At 66.3% G+C, this 21,181-nt stretch carries 25 protein-coding genes; 16 read left to right on the top strand and 9 right to left on the bottom strand.

Annotated features, from left to right (window positions below):
• Nucleotides 1-39: 39 nt before the first annotated feature.
• Nucleotides 40-1,353 carry a glycosyltransferase gene (locus RTI28_RS12565; RefSeq protein ID WP_316920750.1) on the bottom strand — a complete coding sequence of 438 codons (1,314 nt, stop codon included), beginning with the start codon at nt 1,351-1,353 and terminating at the stop codon, nt 40-42.
• A 289-nt stretch (nt 1,354-1,642) separates the two neighbouring features.
• On the opposite strand from RTI28_RS12565, the gene RTI28_RS12560 reads away from it, so the two are divergent.
• Nucleotides 1,643-2,434, top strand: a complete 792-nt coding sequence (locus RTI28_RS12560) for an aspartyl/asparaginyl beta-hydroxylase domain-containing protein (RefSeq protein WP_316920875.1) — start codon at nt 1,643-1,645, stop codon at nt 2,432-2,434.
• Complete coding sequence (locus tag RTI28_RS12555) at nt 2,422-3,372, top strand: sulfotransferase family protein (RefSeq protein WP_316920749.1); 951 nt, start codon at nt 2,422-2,424, stop codon at nt 3,370-3,372. Before RTI28_RS12560 ends, RTI28_RS12555 begins: the two co-directional genes overlap by 13 nt.
• 40 nt (nt 3,373-3,412) lie before the next feature.
• On the opposite strand, the gene RTI28_RS12550 is transcribed toward RTI28_RS12555, so the two are convergent.
• The gene (locus RTI28_RS12550; RefSeq protein ID WP_316920748.1) at nt 3,413-3,643 is read right to left on the bottom strand and encodes a YdcH family protein; all 231 of its coding nucleotides are present in this window, start codon (nt 3,641-3,643) and stop codon (nt 3,413-3,415) included.
• A gap of 110 nt (nt 3,644-3,753) precedes the next feature.
• Here RTI28_RS12550 and RTI28_RS12545 point away from each other — a divergent pair, with 110 nt between their 5' ends.
• The 5 genes from RTI28_RS12545 to RTI28_RS12525 all read left to right on the top strand — a co-directional run bounded on the left by RTI28_RS12545 (nt 3,754) and on the right by RTI28_RS12525 (nt 8,490).
• Entirely contained in the window at nt 3,754-4,119 is a 366-nt protein-coding gene (locus RTI28_RS12545; protein WP_316920747.1) for a 5-carboxymethyl-2-hydroxymuconate Delta-isomerase, read from the top strand.
• 189 nt (nt 4,120-4,308) lie between these two features.
• Complete coding sequence (locus RTI28_RS12540) at nt 4,309-5,943, top strand: phosphoethanolamine--lipid A transferase (protein ID WP_316920746.1); 1,635 nt, start codon at nt 4,309-4,311, stop codon at nt 5,941-5,943.
• A gap of 124 nt (nt 5,944-6,067) precedes the next feature.
• The gene (rnd, locus tag RTI28_RS12535) at nt 6,068-7,201 is read left to right on the top strand and encodes a ribonuclease D (protein ID WP_316920745.1); all 1,134 of its coding nucleotides are present in this window, start codon (nt 6,068-6,070) and stop codon (nt 7,199-7,201) included.
• Nucleotides 7,198-7,491: a YcgL domain-containing protein gene (locus RTI28_RS12530; RefSeq protein ID WP_316920744.1), complete on the top strand. Its 294-nt coding sequence runs from the start codon at nt 7,198-7,200 to the stop codon at nt 7,489-7,491. Before rnd ends, RTI28_RS12530 begins: the two co-directional genes overlap by 4 nt.
• Nucleotides 7,492-7,557: 66 nt before the next feature.
• A complete protein-coding gene (locus RTI28_RS12525; RefSeq protein WP_316920743.1) occupies nt 7,558-8,490 on the top strand; it encodes a D-2-hydroxyacid dehydrogenase in 933 nt (310 codons plus the stop codon).
• A 144-nt stretch (nt 8,491-8,634) separates the two neighbouring features.
• Here RTI28_RS12525 and RTI28_RS12520 read toward each other — a convergent pair whose 3' ends face one another.
• Complete coding sequence (locus tag RTI28_RS12520; protein ID WP_316920742.1) at nt 8,635-9,228, bottom strand: nitroreductase family protein; 594 nt, start codon at nt 9,226-9,228, stop codon at nt 8,635-8,637.
• Between the two features lie 156 nt (nt 9,229-9,384).
• Between RTI28_RS12520 and RTI28_RS12515 the strand changes: the two genes are divergently transcribed.
• Entirely contained in the window at nt 9,385-9,834 is a 450-nt protein-coding gene (locus tag RTI28_RS12515) for a YcgN family cysteine cluster protein (RefSeq protein ID WP_316920741.1), read from the top strand.
• Nucleotides 9,835-9,870: 36 nt separating this feature from the next.
• Complete coding sequence (locus RTI28_RS12510) at nt 9,871-11,091, top strand: hypothetical protein (RefSeq protein WP_316920740.1); 1,221 nt, start codon at nt 9,871-9,873, stop codon at nt 11,089-11,091.
• Between the two features lie 133 nt (nt 11,092-11,224).
• On the opposite strand, the gene RTI28_RS12505 is transcribed toward RTI28_RS12510, so the two are convergent.
• The 3 genes from RTI28_RS12505 to RTI28_RS12495 form a co-directional block, all read right to left on the bottom strand.
• Nucleotides 11,225-11,587: a DUF2892 domain-containing protein gene (locus RTI28_RS12505; protein ID WP_316920739.1), complete on the bottom strand. Its 363-nt coding sequence runs from the start codon at nt 11,585-11,587 to the stop codon at nt 11,225-11,227.
• A gap of 67 nt (nt 11,588-11,654) precedes the next feature.
• Nucleotides 11,655-12,125 carry an RNA methyltransferase gene (locus tag RTI28_RS12500; RefSeq protein ID WP_075806095.1) on the bottom strand — a complete coding sequence of 157 codons (471 nt, stop codon included), beginning with the start codon at nt 12,123-12,125 and terminating at the stop codon, nt 11,655-11,657.
• Between the two features lie 60 nt (nt 12,126-12,185).
• Complete coding sequence (locus RTI28_RS12495) at nt 12,186-12,563, bottom strand: YajD family HNH nuclease (RefSeq protein WP_316920738.1); 378 nt, start codon at nt 12,561-12,563, stop codon at nt 12,186-12,188.
• Between the two features lie 124 nt (nt 12,564-12,687).
• Here RTI28_RS12495 and RTI28_RS12490 point away from each other — a divergent pair, with 124 nt between their 5' ends.
• Nucleotides 12,688-12,966 carry a hypothetical protein gene (locus RTI28_RS12490; RefSeq protein ID WP_316920737.1) on the top strand — a complete coding sequence of 93 codons (279 nt, stop codon included), beginning with the start codon at nt 12,688-12,690 and terminating at the stop codon, nt 12,964-12,966.
• 8 nt (nt 12,967-12,974) lie between these two features.
• Here RTI28_RS12490 and RTI28_RS12485 read toward each other — a convergent pair whose 3' ends face one another.
• Together RTI28_RS12485 and RTI28_RS12480 are read right to left on the bottom strand one after the other, a co-directional pair.
• Complete coding sequence (locus RTI28_RS12485) at nt 12,975-13,448, bottom strand: Crp/Fnr family transcriptional regulator (RefSeq protein ID WP_042126618.1); 474 nt, start codon at nt 13,446-13,448, stop codon at nt 12,975-12,977.
• Between the two features lie 84 nt (nt 13,449-13,532).
• A complete protein-coding gene (locus RTI28_RS12480) occupies nt 13,533-15,584 on the bottom strand; it encodes a S9 family peptidase (RefSeq protein WP_316920736.1) in 2,052 nt (683 codons plus the stop codon).
• Between the two features lie 82 nt (nt 15,585-15,666).
• Here RTI28_RS12480 and RTI28_RS12475 point away from each other — a divergent pair, with 82 nt between their 5' ends.
• Genes RTI28_RS12475 through RTI28_RS12450 form a run of 6 tightly spaced genes read left to right on the top strand, consistent with a single transcriptional unit; the run spans nt 15,667 to nt 19,880 of the window.
• Nucleotides 15,667-16,149 (top strand): MFS transporter, encoded by a 483-nt coding sequence (locus RTI28_RS12475; protein WP_316920735.1) that lies wholly within the window; start codon nt 15,667-15,669, stop codon nt 16,147-16,149.
• 24 nt (nt 16,150-16,173) lie between these two features.
• Nucleotides 16,174-16,950 carry a class II glutamine amidotransferase gene (locus RTI28_RS12470; RefSeq protein WP_316920734.1) on the top strand — a complete coding sequence of 259 codons (777 nt, stop codon included), beginning with the start codon at nt 16,174-16,176 and terminating at the stop codon, nt 16,948-16,950.
• A 10-nt stretch (nt 16,951-16,960) separates the two neighbouring features.
• Entirely contained in the window at nt 16,961-17,482 is a 522-nt protein-coding gene (locus tag RTI28_RS12465; RefSeq protein ID WP_316920733.1) for a DUF2937 family protein, read from the top strand.
• 21 nt (nt 17,483-17,503) lie between these two features.
• Complete coding sequence (locus tag RTI28_RS12460; RefSeq protein WP_316920732.1) at nt 17,504-18,256, top strand: 5-oxoprolinase subunit PxpA; 753 nt, start codon at nt 17,504-17,506, stop codon at nt 18,254-18,256.
• Complete coding sequence (pxpB, locus tag RTI28_RS12455; RefSeq protein ID WP_316920731.1) at nt 18,253-18,948, top strand: 5-oxoprolinase subunit PxpB; 696 nt, start codon at nt 18,253-18,255, stop codon at nt 18,946-18,948. The genes RTI28_RS12460 and pxpB overlap by 4 nt, the downstream gene beginning before the upstream one ends.
• Nucleotides 18,945-19,880 carry a biotin-dependent carboxyltransferase family protein gene (locus RTI28_RS12450; RefSeq protein ID WP_316920730.1) on the top strand — a complete coding sequence of 312 codons (936 nt, stop codon included), beginning with the start codon at nt 18,945-18,947 and terminating at the stop codon, nt 19,878-19,880. The genes pxpB and RTI28_RS12450 overlap by 4 nt, the downstream gene beginning before the upstream one ends.
• Before the next feature lie 118 nt (nt 19,881-19,998).
• Here the strand turns inward: RTI28_RS12450 and RTI28_RS12445 are convergent, their stop codons facing one another.
• Nucleotides 19,999-21,177, bottom strand: a complete 1,179-nt coding sequence (locus RTI28_RS12445; protein ID WP_316920729.1) for a VWA domain-containing protein — start codon at nt 21,175-21,177, stop codon at nt 19,999-20,001.
• Between the last annotated feature and the right edge of the window lie 4 nt (nt 21,178-21,181).

Here is a 21,181-nt window from a genome sequence, read left to right as displayed (position 1 = left end):
GATCCGTTTCTTCATCCGATCCATGGCCGGGTGGCCTGTTCACAGCGATTTGTCGAATTCATGCCGGGTCCAGAAGTCACGCATGATGCCCCAGCAGCGCCGCGACTCGCCCTGCGCCGCGGCGCCATAGAGTACCTGGCATTGTTCGCCGTGGATGCGGAAGCTGCTCAGCGGCTGGATCAGGTACACCGTATTGCCCTTCAGGGCCAGGTTGAGAAAGATCGCCACGTCCGAGGCCCAGGCGATCGGCTGCTCGTCCACCGACATGAAGTCCGGGGTGACCTCCAGCATGTCCGCGCGGCGGAACATCACCGTGCTCGGCTCACCGACGAAGTTGATCTGCGAGAGCATCAGCGCGGTGCCCAGGGACAGGCCTTCGATCATCGAGTCGGCCGCGACCGGTGCCTGGGTCGCCGGGATATCCGCCAGCGGCGCGCCATGCTGGTCGATGCGCTGGCGCTTGGAGGTGACCAGGGTGATGTCCGGATAGTCGCTGAAGGCCTTGACCATGCGCTCGACGCACTCGACGTCGAGCAGGTCGTCGTCGTTGAGGAACTTGATGAATTCGCCGCGCGCTTCGTTCAGGCACAGCACATGGTTGAGGCGGCCGATGTCCTTGCCGGCGTCCGGGTTGCGCACGTAGCGCACGCGCGGGTCGAACCGGCCGTACTCGCGGGCGATGTTTTCGATGGCGTCGCTGGGGCAGTCGTCGCAGAGGAGGATTTCCAGGTTGCGGTAGGTCTGGTTCAGCGCGCTTTCCAGGGCCTGGTGCAGGTGTTCGGTCTTGTAGGTCGGCATGACGATGCTGACCAGCGGCTCGGCATCCGCGGCCAACTGGCGCTGCGGCTTGCGGAACTCCAGGACCAGTTGCCCCGTAACCGCGTCTTCCAGGTCGTTCAGCCTGGCATCGCTGCTGCGGCCCGCCGCGATGTCTTCCACCGGCTCCAGGCCGATCCTCTTGCAGATCCGCGTCAGTTCCTCGGCGTCGTAGCTCCAGGCCTGCGCGCGCAGGGCCCGATTGAGGCGCTCGCTGCGCCCGATGCCAGGCGCTTCGGGGTGGGCGCGGTCACTCAGGTAATCGTCGATCAGCGCCCGCAGGTCGGTCGCCACCAGGCGCAGCACGCCACCCGGCTGCAGGACCCGGCGGCACTCGTGGAGCAGGCGGATGCCCTGGTTGAACGGCAGGCGTTCGAGCAGATGGGCGCTGTAGATCCCCGGAACCGTCCCGCGTTCCCACGGCAGGGCCTGGCCCGGCACAAGCTGGAAATCCGCACCCGCTTCGTCCAGGTCGATATTGAAGAAGCCCTGGCGTGGGTGGTCGGCGCAACCGAGATTCAGGTAGATGGACTGCATACGTTATCGCTTCGAAGGGGGCGTGAAGTTCGGCGGCCAGGTGGGCCGGCTCAACCAGTGTATCGGCCGCCGGGCGGCGAACATGAAGGCCGGCGCAGCATGCACCAGGCGCTCCGCTGACCACAACAGGTATGGCGGTTCAGGGTAGCCGGAGCTGGCGAAGGCCTGCGACGAAGTGCGTGGGCTGCGTGATGGCATTTTGCTTGACGGCAATCCTGCCCGCCCTAGACTGGGCCGCATTCCACTGGGAGTTGGGCATATGGATTCTTCGCGTTGTCTGGACGCCGGCGTGCGTCGTCCGGCGTTCTCGCGCCTGCCCGTCGCGATCGACGTGGTGCCGTTGCTGGCGGCGCTGGCGGAGATCGACGAGGGGCAGTGGCAGGCGCATTTCAATCACGGCTATTACGAGGGCGACTGGAGCGGTGTCGCACTGATCTCTCCGGCCGACGCGACGAGTGAACTGACCCATGGCGAGGGGCCGGCGGTGCAACGCCAGCCCTGGCGCGACGATGCGCGCTGGCAGCAGGGTCTGCGCGGGCTCGACGTGGAGATTCGCAGCGCCCGGCTGATGCGCCTCGGCCCCAACAGCCATATCCACGAGCACCGCGACTACGACCTCGGCGGCGCGGATGCCGACATGCGCCTGCATGTGCCGCTGCTCACGCCGGAGCAGGTGGACTTCATGCTGGAAAGCCGGCGCGTGCCGATGCAGGCCGGCGAGTGCTGGTTTCTCGACCTGAACCGGGCGCACAGCGTGAACAACCACGACAGCAGCCCGCGGGTCCACCTGGTCATCGACTGTCGTCCCGGCCCATGGCTGGACGCGGCGATCGAGAACGGCCTGGCAACCACCCCGGCGCCGGGTATCGGCCGTTTCGCCGCGGCCTTCGCCGGTTTCTCCCGCTGGCTGGAACGCCAGCCGCAGGCCTGCGCGCGATTGCAGGCCCTGAGCGACCGCGAGTCGTTCATCGAACAGACCCTGGCCCTCGCCGCCGAACAGGGTTTCGTCTTCAGCCACGCGCAGGTGCGCGCGGCCATGCGCCAGGGGCGCAGCAGCTGGAGTGATCAATGGAAAGTCTGAATCTGCACGGCTGGCTGCCGATCCGCATCTGGGAGCAGGCCGGGGAATGGTCGGTGGACTGGTGCTGGTTCGGTGAGCAGCGCCTCGACCAGCCGTTTTTCCGCGAGTCGGTGGACGACGTCCTGCGCCTGCCGTTCAACCAGGCCTTCCGGCGCCAGACGCCGCTGGCGGCCTTGACCCAGTGGCAGCACGAAAGCCCCGGTGTGGCGCCGAGCGCCTTCATCTACCATGCCTCGCGCTGCGGTTCGACGCTGCTCGGCCAGATGCTTGCGCGCCTGCCGAGCCAGGTGGTGCTTTCCGAGCCGCCGCCGCTGGACACCCTGTTGCGCGCCGAGCTGCCCGATGCCGTGCGCAGGCCGGCCCTGCGCGGCCTGCTCTCGGCGTTCGGTCAGGTCCGCGGCGGCCAGGAGCGGGCGCTGGTGATCAAGCTGGACGCCTGGAACATCCGCGAGCGGGCCTTGCTGCGTGACTGCTTCCCCGAGGTGCCCTGGCTGTATCTGTATCGCGAGCCGCTGGAGATCGCCGTGTCGCACTTGCGTCAGAGCGGCATGCACATGATCCCGGGCCTGATCGGTTCGGCCTGGCTGGACGGCGAGCAGGGGCCGGGTACGCGAGAGGATGAAATTGCCCGGCGCCTGGGCCTGATCCTGGAGGCCGCCGTGCAGCACAGCCGGGCGGAAGGCAGCCTGCTGCTCAACTACGACGAATTGCCCGCGGCCATGAGCGGGCACCTGGCGGATTTCTTCGGCCTTGACCCGGAGGAGGTGGAACTGGCCATGAGCGCCTCGACGCGCAACGCCAAGCACCCGCGCGATGCCTTCGTTGCCGACAGCCAGGGCAAGCGCGACGAAGCGTCCGAGGGTGTGCGCGAGCGGGTCGAGGCGTGGGCGCGGCAGCCGTACCTGGAACTGGAGGCGCTGCGCCAGGCGCGGCGCTGACGCGGGGCGAGTGCCTGCCCGCGCCAGCGTCGCGGGTGGGTCAGGTCTTGCGCAGATGGGCGGTGATCTCGTCCTTGATCTTCAGGCGCTCCTTGCGTAGCCGGTTGATCTCCTCATCCGCGCTGGCGTTCTCCTCGGCTTCGACGACCTGCCTGTCCTTGCGCAGGTAGTCCTCTTCGAGGGTGCTCAGGCGTGAGTCCTTTTTCTTGTGAGCCTCGAATGCTTCCGCAGTCACGCCCAGGTCGGCGTACAGATTGTGCTTGACCGGCATAGATGGATCTCCTCAGTCGGGTCGGGGCATGAACCTTCAGAATAGTTGCCTTTGCCGGGTTGGAAAGCTGGCGTTAGTCTGTCGGATCTTTCCTGTAACCGGTAACCGTCATGCCTCAACTGCATCTGGAGTACAGCGCCAACCTGCGCAGTCTGGACACCGACAAGGCGCTGCTGCGCCTGAACAACGCGCTGGTCGCCAGCGGCCAGTTCAGCGACGAAGTGGATATCAAGAGCCGCGCCGTGGCCCATCAGGTGTTCCGCGTCGGCATCGCGCCGGCGGAGCGGGCCTTCGTCCATGTGAAGCTGGCGCTGCTCAGCGGTCGCTCGCCGGAGGTGAAGCGCCAGTTGTCCGCCGATCTGCTCGAGGTCCTCAAGGACCTGGTGCCGGCGCAGGCCGGGGTGGATATCCAGCTGTGCGTGGAAATGCTCGATATCGATCGCGATTCCTACTCGAAAGTGCGCCTGCCGGGCTGAGTGCCACGGCCGCCGTTTGCCGAACGGCGGCCGAACCTTACCGCGCAGATAAATAAAAGTTAATTTCAGACCCGTATTTGTTGGCGTTTTTTTCACGGAAAATTGATGAAAGGCTGCTTAAAGTCCACCCCGCAAACAGACTGATGTCGCAAAGACATTAGTGGTGGAACTTTTTATAAGCGAATCGTCATGCCGAAAATAACTTCGCTGCGTCCGGAATGGGTGACGCTGCTTGCCAGTGCCTATCTGTTGCTCGGTTTCAATTCCGTGCTGTGGCAACACATCGGCAGCGTGCTGCAGGGTGATCGCCATGCACTGCTATTGCGCCTGGCCTTCGGCGTGCTGCTGCTGTGCGCGTTCAATATCGTGCTGACCCTGCTGGCCTTTCGCAGAACCCTCAAGCCGCTGCTGGCGACGCTGTTCATCGTCAGTGCCGGTGTGGCTTATTTCATGAGCCAGTATGGGGTATTGATCGATATCGGCATGTTGCGCAATACCGTGGAAACCAATGTCACGGAAGTGCGTGATCTGCTTTCCCTGAAGTTGTTCGTCTATATAGTGCTGCTCGGTGTATTGCCGACGTTGCTGTTGTTCAAGGCCCCCATCGCGTTTCGTTCCTGGCCCCGCGAGTTATTGCAGAAGTTATGGGTGGGTCTGGCCAGCGCGGTGTTGCTCGCGGCGGTGGCGATGGTCAATTACCAGGGCCTGGCGTCGTTGTTTCGCAATCACCACGAACTGCGCCTGATGGTGGTGCCGAGCAACTACATCGGCGCTTCGCTGAACTATGTCCGCGAGAAAGTCGGCGTGGCCTCGCAACCCTTCCGCAAGATTGGCGAGGACGCCACGCTGGCGCCGGCCTGGGCCGCTCATCCGCGCAAATCCCTGACCGTGCTGGTGGTGGGCGAGAGCGCCCGGGCGGAAAACTTCGGCCTGCTCGGCTACGAGCGTGATACCACGCCGCAACTGAGCAAGGAGCAGGGCCTGGTGGCGTTCGCCAATGTCACTTCCTGCGGCACCGAAACCGCGGTGTCGGTGCCCTGCATGTTCTCCGGCATGACCCGCAAGGACTACGACGCGGCCCGGGCGAAGAACCAGGAGGGCCTGCTCGACATGCTGCAGCGCGCTGGCCTTGCCGTGTACTGGCGCGACAACCAGTCCGGTTGCAAGGGCACCTGCGATCGCGTGCACCTCGAGGACGTCAGCGACCTCAAGGAGCCCGGGCTGTGCGCGGACAGCGAGTGCCATGACGAAATCCTCCTCAAGGACCTCGCCGCGCGCATCGACGACCTCAAGCAGGACACTGTGCTGGTCCTGCACCAGATGGGCAGTCACGGCCCGGACTACTACAAGCGCTACCCGACGGCGTTCGAACGCTTCACCCCGGTCTGCCACAGCAATGCCCTGAACCAGTGCGACCGGCAGAGCATCGTCAATGGCTACGACAACACCCTGTTGTACACCGACCATGTGCTGGCTGCGCTGATCGATGTGCTGCGCAGCAAGCAGGACCGGGTCGACACCGCGATGATCTACCTGTCCGACCACGGCGAGTCGCTGGGCGAGTACAACCTGTTCCTCCACGGCACCCCGTACATGCTGGCGCCGCAGCAGCAGAAGCACGTGCCGATGCTGGCCTGGTTCTCGGACAACTACCGGGCGAGCTTCGCCGTCGATGTCGATTGCCTGCGGCAGCAGCGCGAGCGCCCGCTGAGCCAGGACAACCTGTTCCATTCCATGCTCGGCCTGCTGCAGGTGCAGACCGCGCTGTACAACCCGCAGCTGGACCTGTTCGCCGGGTGTCGTCCGGCGCAGGCTTCGCGCTAGCGCCCAATCGAAAAAACGCCGCCCCGGGCCTCCCGCATCTACGCTCCAAGAGCCACCGTCGAGCGGTTTCCCGGCGGCGGCCTGTGCCGTATATACTGCGCGCCATTGTTTGTGGGAGAGCCTTGTGGCCATCGATATTCACTGGATTCGCGACGACAGCGCCCTGGCGGAACATTGCCGGCGCTGGCGTCAACTGCCCTTCGTGGCCCTCGATACCGAGTTCATGCGGGTCGATACCTTCTATCCCAGAGCCGGTTTGATCCAGGTCGGCGACGGGCTCCGCGCCTTCCTCATCGACCCGCTGCTGATCGATGACTGGCGGCCGTTCGCCGAGCTGCTCGAAGACGCCGCTGTGATCAAGGTCCTGCATGCCTGCAGCGAAGACCTCGAAGTGCTCGCCCGGCTGACCGGCAGCCTGCCGGCGCCGCTGTTCGACACGCAGCTGGCCGCCGGTTACCTCAACCTCGGCTTCTCCATGGGCTATTCGCGCCTGGTCCAGGAAGTCCTGGGCATCGAGCTGCCCAAGGGCGAAACCCGCTCCGACTGGCTGCAGCGTCCGCTCTCCGACACCCAGATCAGCTATGCCGCGGAAGATGCCGTGCACCTGGCCGAGCTCTACGAGCGCCTGCGCCCGCAGCTCAGCGACGAGAAGAACGCCTGGGTGCTGGAAGACGGCGCCGAGCTGGTCGTGCAGCTGCGCCGCGAAACCGATCCCTACGAGCTGTACCGCGAGGCCAAGCTGGCCTGGAAGCTGTCCCGTGCCCAACTGGCGGTGCTGCGCGAGCTGTGCGCCTGGCGCGAGATCCAGGCCCGCGAGCGCGACGTACCGCGCAACCGCGTCCTGCGTGAACACGCCATGTGGCCGATGGCGCGGACCCAGCCGGACAACCTGGTGGCCCTGGGCCGCATCGAAGACATGCACCCGCGCACCATCCGTCAGGATGGCGAATTCCTCCTCGACCTGATCAAGCGCACGGGCAGCCTGCCGCCCGCGCAGTGGCCGCCGGCGGTCGCGGAGCCGTTGCCGATCGAAGCCGCGGCGCTGCTGAAGAAGCTGCGCGCCATCGGCCAGGAAGAGGCCGAGCGCCTGAACATCGCCCCGGAGCTGATGCTGCGCAAGAAAACCCTCGAACTGCTGCTCAAGAGCGGCTTCCCCGGGGGACCGTACCAATTGCCCGACTCGCTGCGCGGCTGGCGCCGCGAGCGCATGGGCCAGGCCCTGCTGGATTGCCTGGCCGACGCTGGAGAACCGTCTTGAAACGTATCTGTTCGATCTATCGCAGTCCCCGCAAGAACGAAATGTACCTCTACCTGCTCAAGGCCGACGGCCTGAGCAAGGTGCCCGAAGCCCTGCTGCCGCTGTTCGGCACGCCGCAGCACGCCTTCGACCTGGTGCTGACCCCGGAGCGCACCCTGGCCCGCGAGGACATCGCCAAGGTCCTGGAAAACCTCGACACCCAGGGTTATCACCTGCAGATGCCGCCGACCGAGGAGGAGTACATCGAACACCTCCCGGAAGAGCTGCTGCGCCGCAACGACCCGGTCTGATCCCTCTCCCCGCGGGACCGACTCTGGCGGTCGGTCCTCCTGCCGTTCTGCAAGGTTGTAATCGATATGCGCGTTCTGATCGCCGAACAGGATCACGCCCTCTATGCCCGCCTGCTGCGCGAGGCTTTGCCCGAACTCGACGTCCTGACCAGCGGTGATTCCGCCGAACTGGCGCGCCATGCCGCGCAGTGCCCGGTGTGGCTGGGCCAGCCCGACCTGCTGGCGAGCCTGCTGCGCCAGGGGCATCGCCCGGACTGGCTGCAGTCGACCTGGGCCGGGATCACCCCGCTGCTGGCCGAGGGGCTGCCCCGCGACTACCGGCTGACCCGCGCCGTGGGCATCTTCGGCCAGGTCATGGCCGAGTACGTGCTGACCTACATGCTCGGTCACGAGCGCGAGGTACTGACCCGGCTGATGAGCCAGGTCGAGCGTAAATGGGATGGTCGTCCCGGGCGCAGCCTGGAGGGGCGTCGGGTGCTGATCGTCGGTACCGGTGATATCGGCTGCGAGGTGGCGCGCTTCCTCGTGCCGTTTGGCTGCAGGCTGTACGGCATCGCCAGCGCGCCGCGGCAACTGGCGCCGTTCATCGAAGTGGCCGGGCTGGAGGATCTCGGGCGTTTGGTCGGGCAGGTGGACTATGTGCTCAACCTGCTGCCGGACACCCCGGCAACGCAGGATATCTACGACGCGGCGCTGTTCGCCCGCTTCAATCCGGACGCGCTGTTCATCAACGCCGGGCGGGGCGTGGCGGTGGTCGATGGTGACCTGGTCGAGGCGCTGACCAAGGGCCATCTGGCCGCGGCGGTGATCGATGTCTGCCGGCAGGAGCCGCTGCCGCGCAATCATCCGTTCTGGACTGCGCTGGGGCTGCTGCTGACCGGGCACAGCTCGGCACCGACCTCGCCGGCGGCGATGGTGCGCTTGTTCGTCGAGAACCTGGGGGCGTATCAGCGGGATGACGGGTTGCGTGGCGAGGTGGATTTCCAGCGGGGCTATTGATTTGGGCCGCTTTGCGGCCCTTCGCGACGGTTCGGCGCCCCGACAAGCTCGCTCCCACAGGAACAGCGCCGATCTGCTCTTGTGGGAGCGAGCTTGTCGGGGCGCCGAACCGTCGCGAAGGACCGCAAAGCGGTCCCAAAAGGCTTACAGAGTGAAATCACCCTCGGCCACCAGCTCGTTCAACGGCCGACGCGGGCTCGGCACTTCCCGCGCCTGCAGGTACTCGGCCAGGGTCGCCTTGTCGCCCAGCTTGCCGATCGCTACCGCCGCGTGCAGCGCGTATTCCTCGGGAATCTTCAGTTCCTTGCGGGTCAGCTCCTGGTCGAAGCCGGCCATGCCGTGGGTATGCCAGCCGCTGATGCTGGCCTGCAGCGCCAGGTGGCCCCAGGCCGAGCCGGTATCGAAGGTGTGCCACAGCGCCGGGGTTTCCTCGCTGGCGCCCGGGGCGGTGAAGGTGGTCTTGGAGATGACGATCACCAACGCCGAGGCATGCTGCGCCCAGCTGCGGTTGAACTCGTTGAGCAGGCCCAGGTAACGCTCCCAGCTTGGCGTGTCGCGACGGGCGTAGAGGAACCGCCAGGGCTGCGAGTTGTACGCCGAGGGCGCCCAGCGCGCGGCTTCGAGGAAGCTCAGCAGGGTTTCCTCGCTGATCGCCTCGCCGGTGAAGGCGCGCGGCGACCAGCGCTGGATGAACTGTTCATGAATGGCGTAATCGGCAATACGTGGGTTGGCGCTCATGACGGGTTCCTGATGGGGGGATGAGAACTGAAACGATTTGCAAAACTACAACTGTCGCCAGCACCCTGACAAGCGGTCTGGCAAAGCTGCAGCACACGTCCTAGACTGGCGCCGCCTGACACAGGCCGAAGAATTTTGATACAGGATCACCGCAACATGCTGGCAAGCCCCGAGCCGTTCTGGACCCGCAAGACCCTCGATCAGCTTGACCCCCAGGAATGGGAGTCGCTGTGTGACGGTTGTGGTCTGTGCTGTCTGCAGAAGCTCGAGGACGAAGACGACAACAGCGTCTACTACACGCGGATCGCCTGCAAACTGCTGGACCTCAAGACCTGCCAGTGCAGCGATTACCCGCGCCGCTTCGAGCAGGTGCCGGATTGCATCCAGCTCACCCCGGGCAAGGCCGACCAGTTCAAATGGCTGCCGCCCACCTGTGGCTACCGCCTGGTCAGCGAAGGCAAGGACCTGCCAAGCTGGCACCACCTGGTCTGTGGCGACCGCGAGCAGGTCCACGTCCAGCGCATCTCGCAGTCCGGGCGCATGCTCAGCGAGAACAGCGTCGCCGAAGACGACTGGGAAGACTATCTGATATTCCGCGCTAGCTGAGCTGGCGCGTTCCGCGTTCGAACAAGGAGTCGGGCAATGCCTGTGCGTCACCCTCTGGCGTGGGTCGTGTTGCTGTTGGCGAGCAATGCCGCCTGGGCGAAGAAAGTCGACCTGGATTACCACGTGCGCCTGCTGCCGCAGAGCGGCCAGGCCGAGGTGCGCCTGACCCTGGCCGAGGGCACCCAGGTCCGCAGCCTGGATTTCGACCTGGGCACCGAAGGCCTGTACAGCGACTTCAAGGCCGACGGGCCGTGGCAACTGCAGCCCGACAACCAGCGCGGGCGCTGGCAGCCGGCGTCGGGCAAGGCCAGCCTGAGCTACCGGGTGCGCCTCAACCACAAGCTGCGCAACGGCAGCTACGACAGCCGCATTGCGCCGAACTGGGCGCTGTTCCGTGGCGATGACCTGGTACCGGCGGCGCACCTTGACCAGCAGGACGGCACCGAGCTGGTGGCGCGCCTGAGCGTCGATCTGCCCAGCGGCTGGAACAGCATCGAAACCGCCTGGCCGCGGGTCGGCAAGCAGCGTTTTCGCATCGACAACCCCTCGCGGCTGTTCGACCGGCCGACCGGCTGGATGCTCGCCGGCAATGTCGGTGCGCGGCGGGCGCGGCTCGGCGAAACCGAGGTCAGTGTGGCCGGCCCGGTGGGGCAGGGCCTGCGCCGGATGGATGCGCTGACCCTGCTGACGTTCGTCTGGCCGCAGTACCAGGCGGTGTTCCCGCGCAATCCGCCGAAGCTGCTGCTGGTCGGGGCCCGCGAGCACCTGTGGCGTGGCGCGCGGGCGGCGAACAACTCGATCTACCTCAACAGCGCCACGCCGCTGGTCAGTGAAAGCGGTAGCAGTCCGCTGCTGCGCGAGCTGGTGCGGGTGTTCGCGCGGATCGACGATCGCGAGGCCAGCGACTGGATCGGCGAAGGGCTGGCGGAGTACTACGCCACCGAGCTGCTGCGGCGTGCCGGCGGGATCAGCGATGACCGCTACCAGGCGCTGCAGGCGCGCCTGGCCAAGGAGAGCAAGGCGGTGACCAGCCTGCGTGGCGAGCAGGTCAACGCACCGACCGTTGCCCGCGCGGTGCTGCTGTTGCAGGCGCTGGACCGGGAGATTCGCATCCATACCCACAACAAGCAGTCGCTGGATGACCTGGTGCGGGCGTTGATGCGCCTGGACAGTGTGAATACGGCGGAGTTCGTGCAGTTGGCGGAGCGTGTGCTGGGGCGGGAGTCGGAGGTTTTGCAGAGTTCGTTGTTGCGTTGACGGGCGCTGGTTTTTGCGTTGCTCTTGAGGGCCTCATCGCTGGCAACGCCAGCTCCCACAGGGTTCAGCGACGCCACGGACCCTGTGGGAGCTGGCGTTGCCAGCGATGAGGTCCTCAAGAACCCTGCAAGACTCAGGGCTTGGGATTTACCAGGGAGTCATTCCCGGTCACGGTGGCACTGCTGGTGGCTGCTTCCGCCGCATCCTTGAGCGCCTTCAACTCGCTCCCGGTGCGCTCGATCTTCGCCCGGATCCCGTCCAGGTCCTGGCGCCCGCGCTCCAGCAGGCTCTTGGCCGAGCAATGTCCGGTCACCCCGCGCGCCAGTACCGCGCCGCCAATGGCGATCTGGATCAGGCCCAGCAGGCCGCCACGGCGCAGGCCCTTGCCGACCATCACCACGCCGGTGGCCACGGAGCCGGCACGCTCCCAGCCCTGCACGTTGTGTTCGGGGTCGCTGTGAAAGGGCGTTGGCGGAATCTCGGGCTTCTGGCGCATGGGCGCTACTCCTCTTGCGTGATGGGATAGTCAGCAGACCGCCAGCCCGCGGCCGGCGTTCAATCGCTTACTTGAACCTTGGCCCGGAACGGGTGTTGAGCCCCTTGGCCATGCGGTCGTAGAGCACCACGTTGACCGTGGCCGCAAGGTTCATGCAGCCGTTGGTCGGGATGTAGATGGTCTCCTCGCACCAGGCGCGGACGTCGTCGTCCAGGCTGCCGTCCTCGGGGCCGAAGATGTAGATCGCGCGGTCCGGGTGGGTGTATTCCGGCAGCGGGCGCGCGCCATCCACCAGCTCCACGGCCACCGGGGTGCAGCCCAGGGGAATGATCTTCTGCAGGTCGTCGATGCCGATCAGCGGGATGTCGTAGTGCACCCGCTTGGTGTCGGTGACGAAGTCGCGGGCACGCTCGTAGCGCTTGCCGGTGTAGAACACCGAATTGACGCCATAGCAGCCGGCGGCGCGCATCACCGAACCGACGTTCTCAGGGGATTTGGGGTTGTACAGGCCGATGCAGCTGTACCTTTTGTTCGCCACGTGCCGGGCCCTTCGCAAAAAAGACGCGATTATACGGGCCCGGGTGCGGGGCGGCGAACCTTACTCGTCCTTCTTGCCGAGCAGCCCGGCCAGGCCGGCGAACGGGTTGTGCGTGGCCTTGGCGATCGACGGCGTGCTCAGCGAGCCTTCGCTGAAGTACTGCTGGTCGGTGTAGCGGGCGTGCTCGTTGTCGTGGCAGTAGAGGCACAGCAGCTCCCAGTTGGAGCCGTCCTGCGGGTTGTTGTCGTGGTTGTGGTCGCGGTGGTGCACGGTCAGTTCGCTCAGGCGCTTGCCGGAGAACTCACGGGCGCAGCGCCCGCAGACGTGCGGGTACATCCTCAGTGCTTTCTGGCGATAGCCCCTTTCGTCGTCGCGCTTGGCGTCGGCGAGGATACGGTCGAGCCGCGCGGTGGCGGCGGCGGAGGAAGATTGCGTCATTGTTGTGCCTGCTCAGGTGTTTCACGGTTTTGACGTCAGTCTAACGCTACTCCGGCACGCAGGGCAGGCAATCCGCCACACGGCGGAGTAGGCTGTAGGACATGACCTCGACCAGGAGCCCCCCATGCGTCTGACGAGCATCCTGCTGTTGTGCCTGGCCAGTGCTGCCAGCGCCCAGGCCGAAGACCTGCAACCGCGGGTCATCGCCCCGGTGCCCGGTGCGCCGGGCACGCCGACGCCCACTCCGTATCCGCAAGTGACGCCACCCCAGGCGCCGCGCGCCAACGATGGCCAGCCCGGCGGGCCGCTGCTGCCGCCGATGCCCCTGCCAGCACCGCCGAAGGACCAGCCCTTGCCGGGCCTGACCCCTGATTCGCAACGGGACCGGGCGAAAGGCGCCTAACGGTCGAGCTAGACCTGCTGCGCCAGCAACTGCCCGTCCACCATGCGCAGGCGCTTCGACAACGCCACCGCCAGGGCGCGAATCACCTTGGCGGCGATCTTCGGCGCATCGTTGAGCATCTTTTCCAGCGCGTCCTTGCCCAGGCTGAGCAACTGGCAATCGCTGGCGGCGACGCAGGAAGCCGAGCGCCGTTCGCCGTCGAGCACCGCCATTTCGCCGAAGGCGCGGCCCTTGCGCAGCACGGCGATTTCCACCTCGCGGCCCTCGGCATCGGTCTTGCGTACCGAGACCTGGCCGGAAACGATGATGCACATGAAGGTGCCGGCATCGCCTTCGCGGAAGATGTCCTGGCCTGCGCTCATGGCGCTCAGGGCGAAGTAACCGGCGGCCGCGGCGAAGTCGCCGGGCTGCAGTTGGTCGAAGAGGCCGCAGTCCATCAGCTGGTCGCGGATTGCGTTGTTGAGCAGGGAGGCGTCGGGCATCAGGTTCGGTCTTTGTTGTCGGTCCGGAGGAGATCGCACCGCGACGGCGGTCGCGGCGCAAGCTCAGACAATGAAAAACGCGATTTACACCACATCCAGCTGATTCAGGACGAAGGCGTACTCCAGGGCCACATCGCGCAGGCCCTGATAACGCCCGCTCATGCCGCCGTGGCCGGCGCCCAGTTCGGTCTTGAGCAGCAGCGGGTTGCTGTCGGTCCTGGTCACCCGCAGCTTGGCCACCCACTTGGCCGCTTCCCAGTACTGCACGCGGCTGTCGTTGTAGCCGGCGATCACCAGCATGGCTGGATACGCCTGGGCGCTGACGTTCTCGTAGGGCGCGTAGGCCTTGATCCGCTGGTACACCTCGGGCTCCTGCGGATTGCCCCATTCGTCGTATTCGGTGACGGTCAGCGGCAGGTCCGGGTCGAGCATGGTGTTGAGGGTGTCGACGAACGGCACTTCGGCGATGGCGACCTTGAACAGATCCGGACGCTGGTTCAGCACCGCGCCGATCAGCAGGCCGCCGGCGCTGCCGCCGCTGATCGCCAGGCGGCTGGCGCTGGTGACGCCGGTCGCGATCAGGTGCTCGGCGCAGGCGATGAAGTCGCTGAAGGTGTTGGCCTTGTGTTCCTGCTTGCCGGCGCGGTACCAGGCTTCGCCCAGTTCGCCGCCGCCGCGCACATGGGCGATGGCGAAGGCCACGCCGCGATCCAGCAGGCTCAGGCGGGCATGGGAGAACCACGGGTCGAGGCTTTCGCCATAGGCGCCGTAGCCGTACAGATACAGCGGCACCGGGTGGCCGACGTCGGCGCGGCGCTGCACCAGGCTGATCGGCACCAGGGTGCCGTCGCTGGCGCGGGCCCAGAGGCGCTGGCTGACATAGTCGTCGGCGTTGAAGTCGCCGAGCACCGGGGTCTGCTTGAGGACTTTCTGTGCACCATCGGCCAGCTCCAGCTGGCGCACCTGGGCCGGACGATTCAGCGCCTCGTAGCGCAGGCGGATGCGCGGGCTGGCGAATTCCAGGCTGTCCTGCACGTAGAGGCTGTAGGCTGCGTCCGGCAGTTGTACGCGGTAACTCGGCAGGCCGGCCGGGCGGACCTCGATCACCGGCAGGCCACCTTCGCGCAGGCTCAGGGTCAGGGCGTCGGCGCTGAGGGTCAGGCCATCGAGCATGACGTCGTCGCGGTGCGCCACCAGCACCTGCCACTGTTCGCGGGTCGGCAGCGAAGCGCTCGGTGCGTGGAACAGGGCGAAGTTGATGCCGTCCTGGTTGCTGCGGATGAACCAGTGCCATTCGCCGTCCAGCTTGCCGTGGTCGACGTCGTATTCGTGACCCTCGACCCGCGGCGCCATGCATTGGAAGGCCTGTTGCGGCGTATCGGCATCGAGGACCCAGGATTCGCTGGTGGTCTTGCTGTTGAGCGCCAGCACCAGCTGGCGCTCGGAGCTGGCGCGGTAGCAGTGCAGGAAGAAACGCCCGTCGTGTTCCTCGAACACGGTGTCGGCCTCTGCGCTGCCGAGGCGGTGGCGGCGCAGGCGGAACGGCCGGTGGGTGTCGTCCAGTTCGGTGAAGAACAGGGTCTGGCTGTCGTTGGCCCAGGTCATGCTGCCGTCGCAGTCGTCGAACGGCAGTTCGCTGAGGCTGCCGTCAGCCAGTTCCTTCACGTACAGGGTGTAGATCTCGTCGCCGCTGGTATCCAGGCTGTAGGCCAGGCGCTGGTGGTCCGGGCTGACGTTGAAGGCGCCGAGGCTGAGAAAACCACCGGCAGCCAGCACGTTGGGGTCCAGCAGCAGTTCCTCGCGGCTTTCGTCGACGCTGTTGGAGTCGTCTGCCGGGCGCGGGCAGCGATAGTGCCGCGGGTATTCGTCGCCGGCAGTGGTGCGCGTGTAGTACAGGTACGGACCCCAGGGCGAGGGCAGCGACAGGTCGGTTTCGAGGATGCGCGCCTTGATCTCCTCGAACAGTTGCTCGCGCAGCGGCGCCTGATCGGCCAGCTGCGCGTCCTGGAAAGCGTTCTCCGCTTCCAGGTAGGCCATCACCTCGGGGGTGTCGCGTTGCTGCAGCCAGGCATAGGGATCCGCACCGTCGTCGCGGCGGGCGAGCGGGGCGCAAAGGGCTGGGGCAGTGGAGGGCATGTGCGGTTCCTTGGCTGGGGGGCGCCTGCGCGCGGAAAAATCGTTATCATAAGCGCCTGTTTGCCTACCTTCCACGGACGCCATGACCGAAAACGATTATCTGTACGCCTGGGGACTGTATGCCCTGGCTGCCCTGGGTTGCCTGTGGGTGGGTTTCCGTATCACCGGCTGGATGTGGCGCTGGCTGCGCGAGCCGCTGCGCCTGCTGCTGGCGGTGCTGTTGCTGACCCCGACCATCGTCGATCCGGCCAAGGACCTGTTCGCCCCGGCCATCGCCATCAGCGCCCTCGATCTGGCCTTCAAGGTCGGCAACAACGTCTGGCGCGCGGCTGCGGACCTGGCGATGTACGGCATGATCGCCTTCGCCCTGTACCTGATCTTCGTCGCCATTCGCATGCCCCTGGAGGCTCGCGCCCGTGCCCGACGCGAGCGCGCCGAGGCGGCGGCCAGGCGCGATGCCGAGGAAGTCGTGGCCGAGCCTGCGCAGAGCCGCGAGCGCTATCGCAACGAGCCGCCCGAGCCGCCGCTGGGTGGCCCGCGCCAGCGTCTCGAACCGCGTCTCTGAGTGCAGCCCTGGAGCGACCCGAACATGTGTGAACTGCTGGGCATGAGCGCCAACGTCCCTACCGATATCGTCTTCAGCTTCACCGGCCTGATGCAACGCGGCGGCCGCACCGGCCCACACCGCGACGGCTGGGGCATCGGCTTCTACGAAGGCCGCGGCCTGCGGCTGTTCCAGGACCCGGCGGCGAGCAGCGAATCGGAAGTCGCCAACCTGGTGCAGCGTTACCCGATCAAGAGCGAAGTGGTCATCGGCCATATCCGCCAGGCCAACGTCGGCAAGGTCTGCCTGTCCAACACCCACCCGTTCGTGCGCGAGCTGTGGGGGCGCAACTGGTGTTTCGCGCACAACGGCCAGCTGGCCGGGCTCGACGGCCTGACCACCTTCTACCGGCCGATTGGCGACACCGACAGCGAAGCGGCGTTCTGCGACCTGCTCAACCGCATCCGCGAAGCCTTCCCCGAGCCGGTCGAGGCCGAGCAACTGCTGCCGGTGCTGCAGCAGGCCTGCGCCGAGTACCGCGGCAAGGGCGTGTTCAACTGCCTGCTCAGTGATGGCGACTGGCTGTTCTGCTTCTGTTCGACCAAGCTGGTGCATATCACCCGGCGCGCGCCGTTCGGCCCCGCGCGGCTCAAGGACGTCGACATGATCGTCGACTTCCACGCCGAAACCACACCCGATGACGTGGTCACGGTGATCACCACCGAAGCGCTCACCGAGAACGAAACCTGGCAGCGTTACCAGCCCGGCGAGTGGGGCCTGTGGCGCAAGGGCGAATGCATCGCCCAGGGCCAGACCAGCTAAGGACGGGCACATGCTCAGAAGCTACCTGCGGTTGATCCTGTTCACATGCGGCCTGTTGCTGGGCATCCAGGTGCCCGGCCTGATCAACGACTACAGCCAGCGCGTGCAGGCGCACCTGCTGGAGTCGCGGGAGGGCCTGAAGGGTTTCCAGCAGACCGCGCAGCGTTTCTTCAAGGGCGACCTGCAGGCCCTGGTGCGGCATTACCGCGCCAGCGACGACCCGGTGTTCCAGAGCGACGCCGAGAGCATCGACAGCCTGGTCAGCCGCAACCGCATGCTCGAGGGCGAATGGCAGGCGCTGCAGGCCGGCTGGGCCAGTCGCACCCTGCATGTGCTGACCCAGCCGGACCCGGCGATCCGCGAGGAAACCCTCAAGGGCTACAGCTACCAGATTCTCCTCACGCCGGAAGCGGCGGGCTGGGGCCTGGCCTGCGCGCTGCTGTTTGCGCTGCTGGTGGAAAGCCTGTTGCTGCTTATCGGCTGGGTGATCATGGGTGGCCGGCGCAAGGCCGTGCAGCCCAGCTGGCGTTAACCTCTTTTCGGAGTTCCTGCCGTGAGCCGTCTGCTACTGAACTGCGACATGGGCGAAAGCTTCGGCAACTGGACGATGGGTCTGGATACCGAGGTCATGCCCTTCGTCGACTGTGCCAACATCGCCTGCGGTTTTCACGCCGGCGATCCCGGAATCATGCGCCAGACCGTGGCCCTGGCCGTGGCGAACGGTGTCAGGATCGGCGCCCATCCGTCCTATCCCGACCTGGTCGGCTTCGGCCGCCGCTCCATGGCCTGCAGCAACGAGGAAATCCGCGACCTGCTGCATTACCAGATCGGCGCGCTGGACGGCATCTGCCGGGTCCAGGGCAGCCGTGTCGCCTACGTCAAACCCCATGGCGCGCTGTACAACGACATGATGGCCGACCCCGGCAAGCTGCGCGCCGTGCTCGACGCCGTGGCCGCCTACGACCGCCACTTGCCGCTGATGCTCATGGCTACCGCCGACAACAGCGCGGCGCGGGCGCTGGGTGACGAAGTGGGGGTGACCCTGTGGTTCGAAGCCTTCGCCGACCGCGCCTATGACGCCGCCGGCCGTCTGCTTTCCCGGCGCCTGCCGGGGGCGGTGCACCACGATCCGGCGCTGATCGTCGAGCAGGCCCTGCGCCTGGCCCGGGGCGAGGCGCTGACTGCCAGCGATGGCAGCGCCGTGCAGCTGCGCGCGCAGACCCTCTGCGTGCATGGCGACAACGACAGCTCGCTGGCGGCGGTACGGCAGATCCGCCAGGCGCTGGACGCCCTGACCGACGCATGAAACCGCGTATCGAAGTGGTCGGCCTCGACGCGCTGATGGTGCGTCTGTTCGACGCGATCGACGAAGCCAACATGCCCTGGATGCTTGCCGCCAGCCGGCGCCTGCGCGCGGTGTTCGGCGCGCGGCTGGTGGAGCTGGTGCCGTCCTATACCACCTTGATGGTGCAGTTCGACTGCGCGCCGGGCGAGGCACGGGCATTGATCGCCGATGCCCTGCGCGACCTGCAGCCCGACAGCGGCCAGGGCGGGCGGTCGATGCAGATCGCGGTGTGGTACGACGCCAGCGTCGGGCCGGAACTGCCGCTGCTGGCGGCGCGTTGCGGCGTCGGCGAGGCGGAGATCGTCAAGCGCCACACGGGCCGCGAGTACCAGGTGTTCGCCCTGGGCTTCGCGCCCGGGTTCGCTTTCATGGGGCTGGTGGAGCAATCCCTGGCTTCGCCGCGCCTGGCCACTCCGCGCAAGCGCGTGGCGGCGGGCAGCGTGGGGATTGCCGAGCGACAGACGGCGGCTTATCCGGCCTTGTCCCCCGGCGGCTGGAACCTGATCGGACGGACACCGGCGCCGTTGTTCGATCGCCAGCGTGATGGCTACAGCCTGTTGCAACCCGGCGACCGGGTGCGTTTCGTGGCGATCGAAAGAAACGAATTCCTGAAGCTGGGCGGCGATGACACGCCGCTGGAGGAGCGTTCATGAGCCACCTGCGCATCGAGGCCAGCACGCCGCTATGCCAGTTGCAGGATGCCGGGCGTTTCGCCGTGCGCCACCTGGGCGTGACCCAGGGCGGAGCGCTGGACTGGGTGTCCGCGCGGTGGGCCAACTGGTTGCTGGACAACCCGGCGCAGGCGCCGGTGGTGGAAATCACCCTGGGGGGCTTTGCCGTGGTGGCCGAGGCGGATTGTCGTCTGGCCTTGGCGGGGGCCGATCTGGATGCGCGGATCGATGGAGAACCTTTGCAACCCTGGCGCAGTTTCACCCTGCGCCAGGGCCAGCGTTTGCAGTTCAGCCAGCCACTGCAGGGCGCTCGCGCCTATCTGGCGGCGCCCGGCGGGTTTGCCGCCCCGCACGTGCTGGGCAGTTGTGCCACCGTGGTTCGCGAGGGACTGGGCGGACCGGATGGGGCAGGGCGGGCGCTGGCCAAGGGCGATGAGCTGCGCTTCGAGGGGCGATCACAGGGGCGCGGCGAGGTGCCTGAAGCGTTGCGTCCGTGCCTGGTCGGCGAGGTCTGCCTGGACCTGGTGATGGGCGCGCAACTGGGCGAGTTCAGCGGGCAGAGCCTGTTCGAGGTGTTCAACAGCGCCTGGACGCTGGACAGCCGCGGCGACCGCATGGGCATTCGCCTGACCGGACCGGTCTTGCGCTACCAGGGCCAGCCGATGATCTCCGAAGGCATTCCGCTGGGCGCGGTGCAGGTGCCGCCGGACGGGCAGCCGATCGTGTTGCTCAATGACCGACAGACGATTGGCGGGTATCCGCGGCTGGGGGCGTTGACGCCGCTGGCGGTGGCACGGTTGGCGCAGTGTCTGCCGGGGGAGAAGGTGCGGTTCAGGGCGGTGGTGCAGGCGTTGGCGTGGGGCGAGATGCAGGACTGGCTGAAGAGATTTGCCGATACTCAAACTCCCCCGTAGGAGCGAGGCTTGCCCGCGAAGGACCGCGCAGCGGTCCCGGACCTCACCGCTATCAGGGACCGCTACGCGGTCCTTCGCAGGCAAGCCAGCTCCTACAGGGCACCGCGCAGGCAGCCCATTACTTGGAGAGGAACCGCATCCCTTCCTCCAGCCCCTGCAAGGTCAACGGATACATCCGGTCCTCGACCAGTTCGCGGACGATATTGGTCGAAGACGTATAACCCCAGGTGTTCTTCGGATACGGGTTGATCCAGATGAGCTTCTTGAATTTCTCCATGAAGCGCTGCATCCACACATACCCGGCTTCCTCGTTCCAGTGCTCGACGCTACCCCCCGGCTGGGTGATCTCGTAGGGCGCCATCGCCGCATCGCCGACGAACACCACCTTGTAGTCGGCGCCGTACTTGTGCAGCAGGTCCAGGGTCGAGGTGCGTTCCGAGGTGCGGCGCAGGTTGTTCTTCCACACCGACTCGTAGACGAAGTTGTGGAAGTAGTAGTACTCCAGGTGCTTGAATTCGGTCTTGCACGCGGAGAACAGCTCCTCGCAGGTCTTCACGTGGGCATCCATCGAGCCGCCGATATCGAACAGCAACAACAGCTTCACACTGTTGCGCCGCTCCGGGCGCATCTGGATGTTGAGCAGGCCGGCATCGCGCGCGGTGTGGTCGATGGTGCCGTCGATATCCAGCTCGTCCGCGGCGCCCTGGCGGGCGAACTTGCGCAGCCGGCGCAGGGCCAGCTTGATGTTGCGCGTGCCCAGTTCGACCTGGTCGTCGAGGTTCTTGTACTCGCGCTGGTCCCAGACCTTCACCGCCTTGCCCTGGCGCTTGCCGGCATCGCCGATGCGAATGCCTTCCGGGTTGAAACCGCCCGAGCCGAACGGGCTGGTACCGCCGGTGCCGATCCACTTGTTGCCGCCGGCATGGCGTTCCTTCTGTTCTTCCAGGCGTTTCTTGAACTCTTCGATCAGCTTGTCCAGGCCACCCAGGGACTGGATCTGCGCGCGTTCCTCGTCCGTCAGCGAGCGCTCGAACTCCTTGCGCAGCCAGTCTTCGGGAATCAGCGCCTCGAGGTGCCGATCGAGGTTTTCCAGGCCCTTGAAGTAAGCGGCAAACGCCCGGTCGAACTTGTCGAAATGCCGTTCGTCCTTCACCAGGATGGCCCGCGACAGGTAGTAGAACTCGTCCATGTCGGCGAAGGTGACCCGTTGCTTCAGGGCATTGATCAGGTCGAGCAGTTCGCGCACCGACACCGGCACCTTCGCCGCGCGCATTTCATTGAACAGGTTGAGCAGCATGGCG

Origin of the sequence: Pseudomonas sp. zfem002, assembly GCF_032621685.1 — a bacterium.
Taxonomy (GTDB): Bacteria; Pseudomonadota; Gammaproteobacteria; order Pseudomonadales; family Pseudomonadaceae; genus Aquipseudomonas; species Aquipseudomonas japonica.
This window is presented reverse-complemented; position numbering and strand designations above follow the sequence as displayed.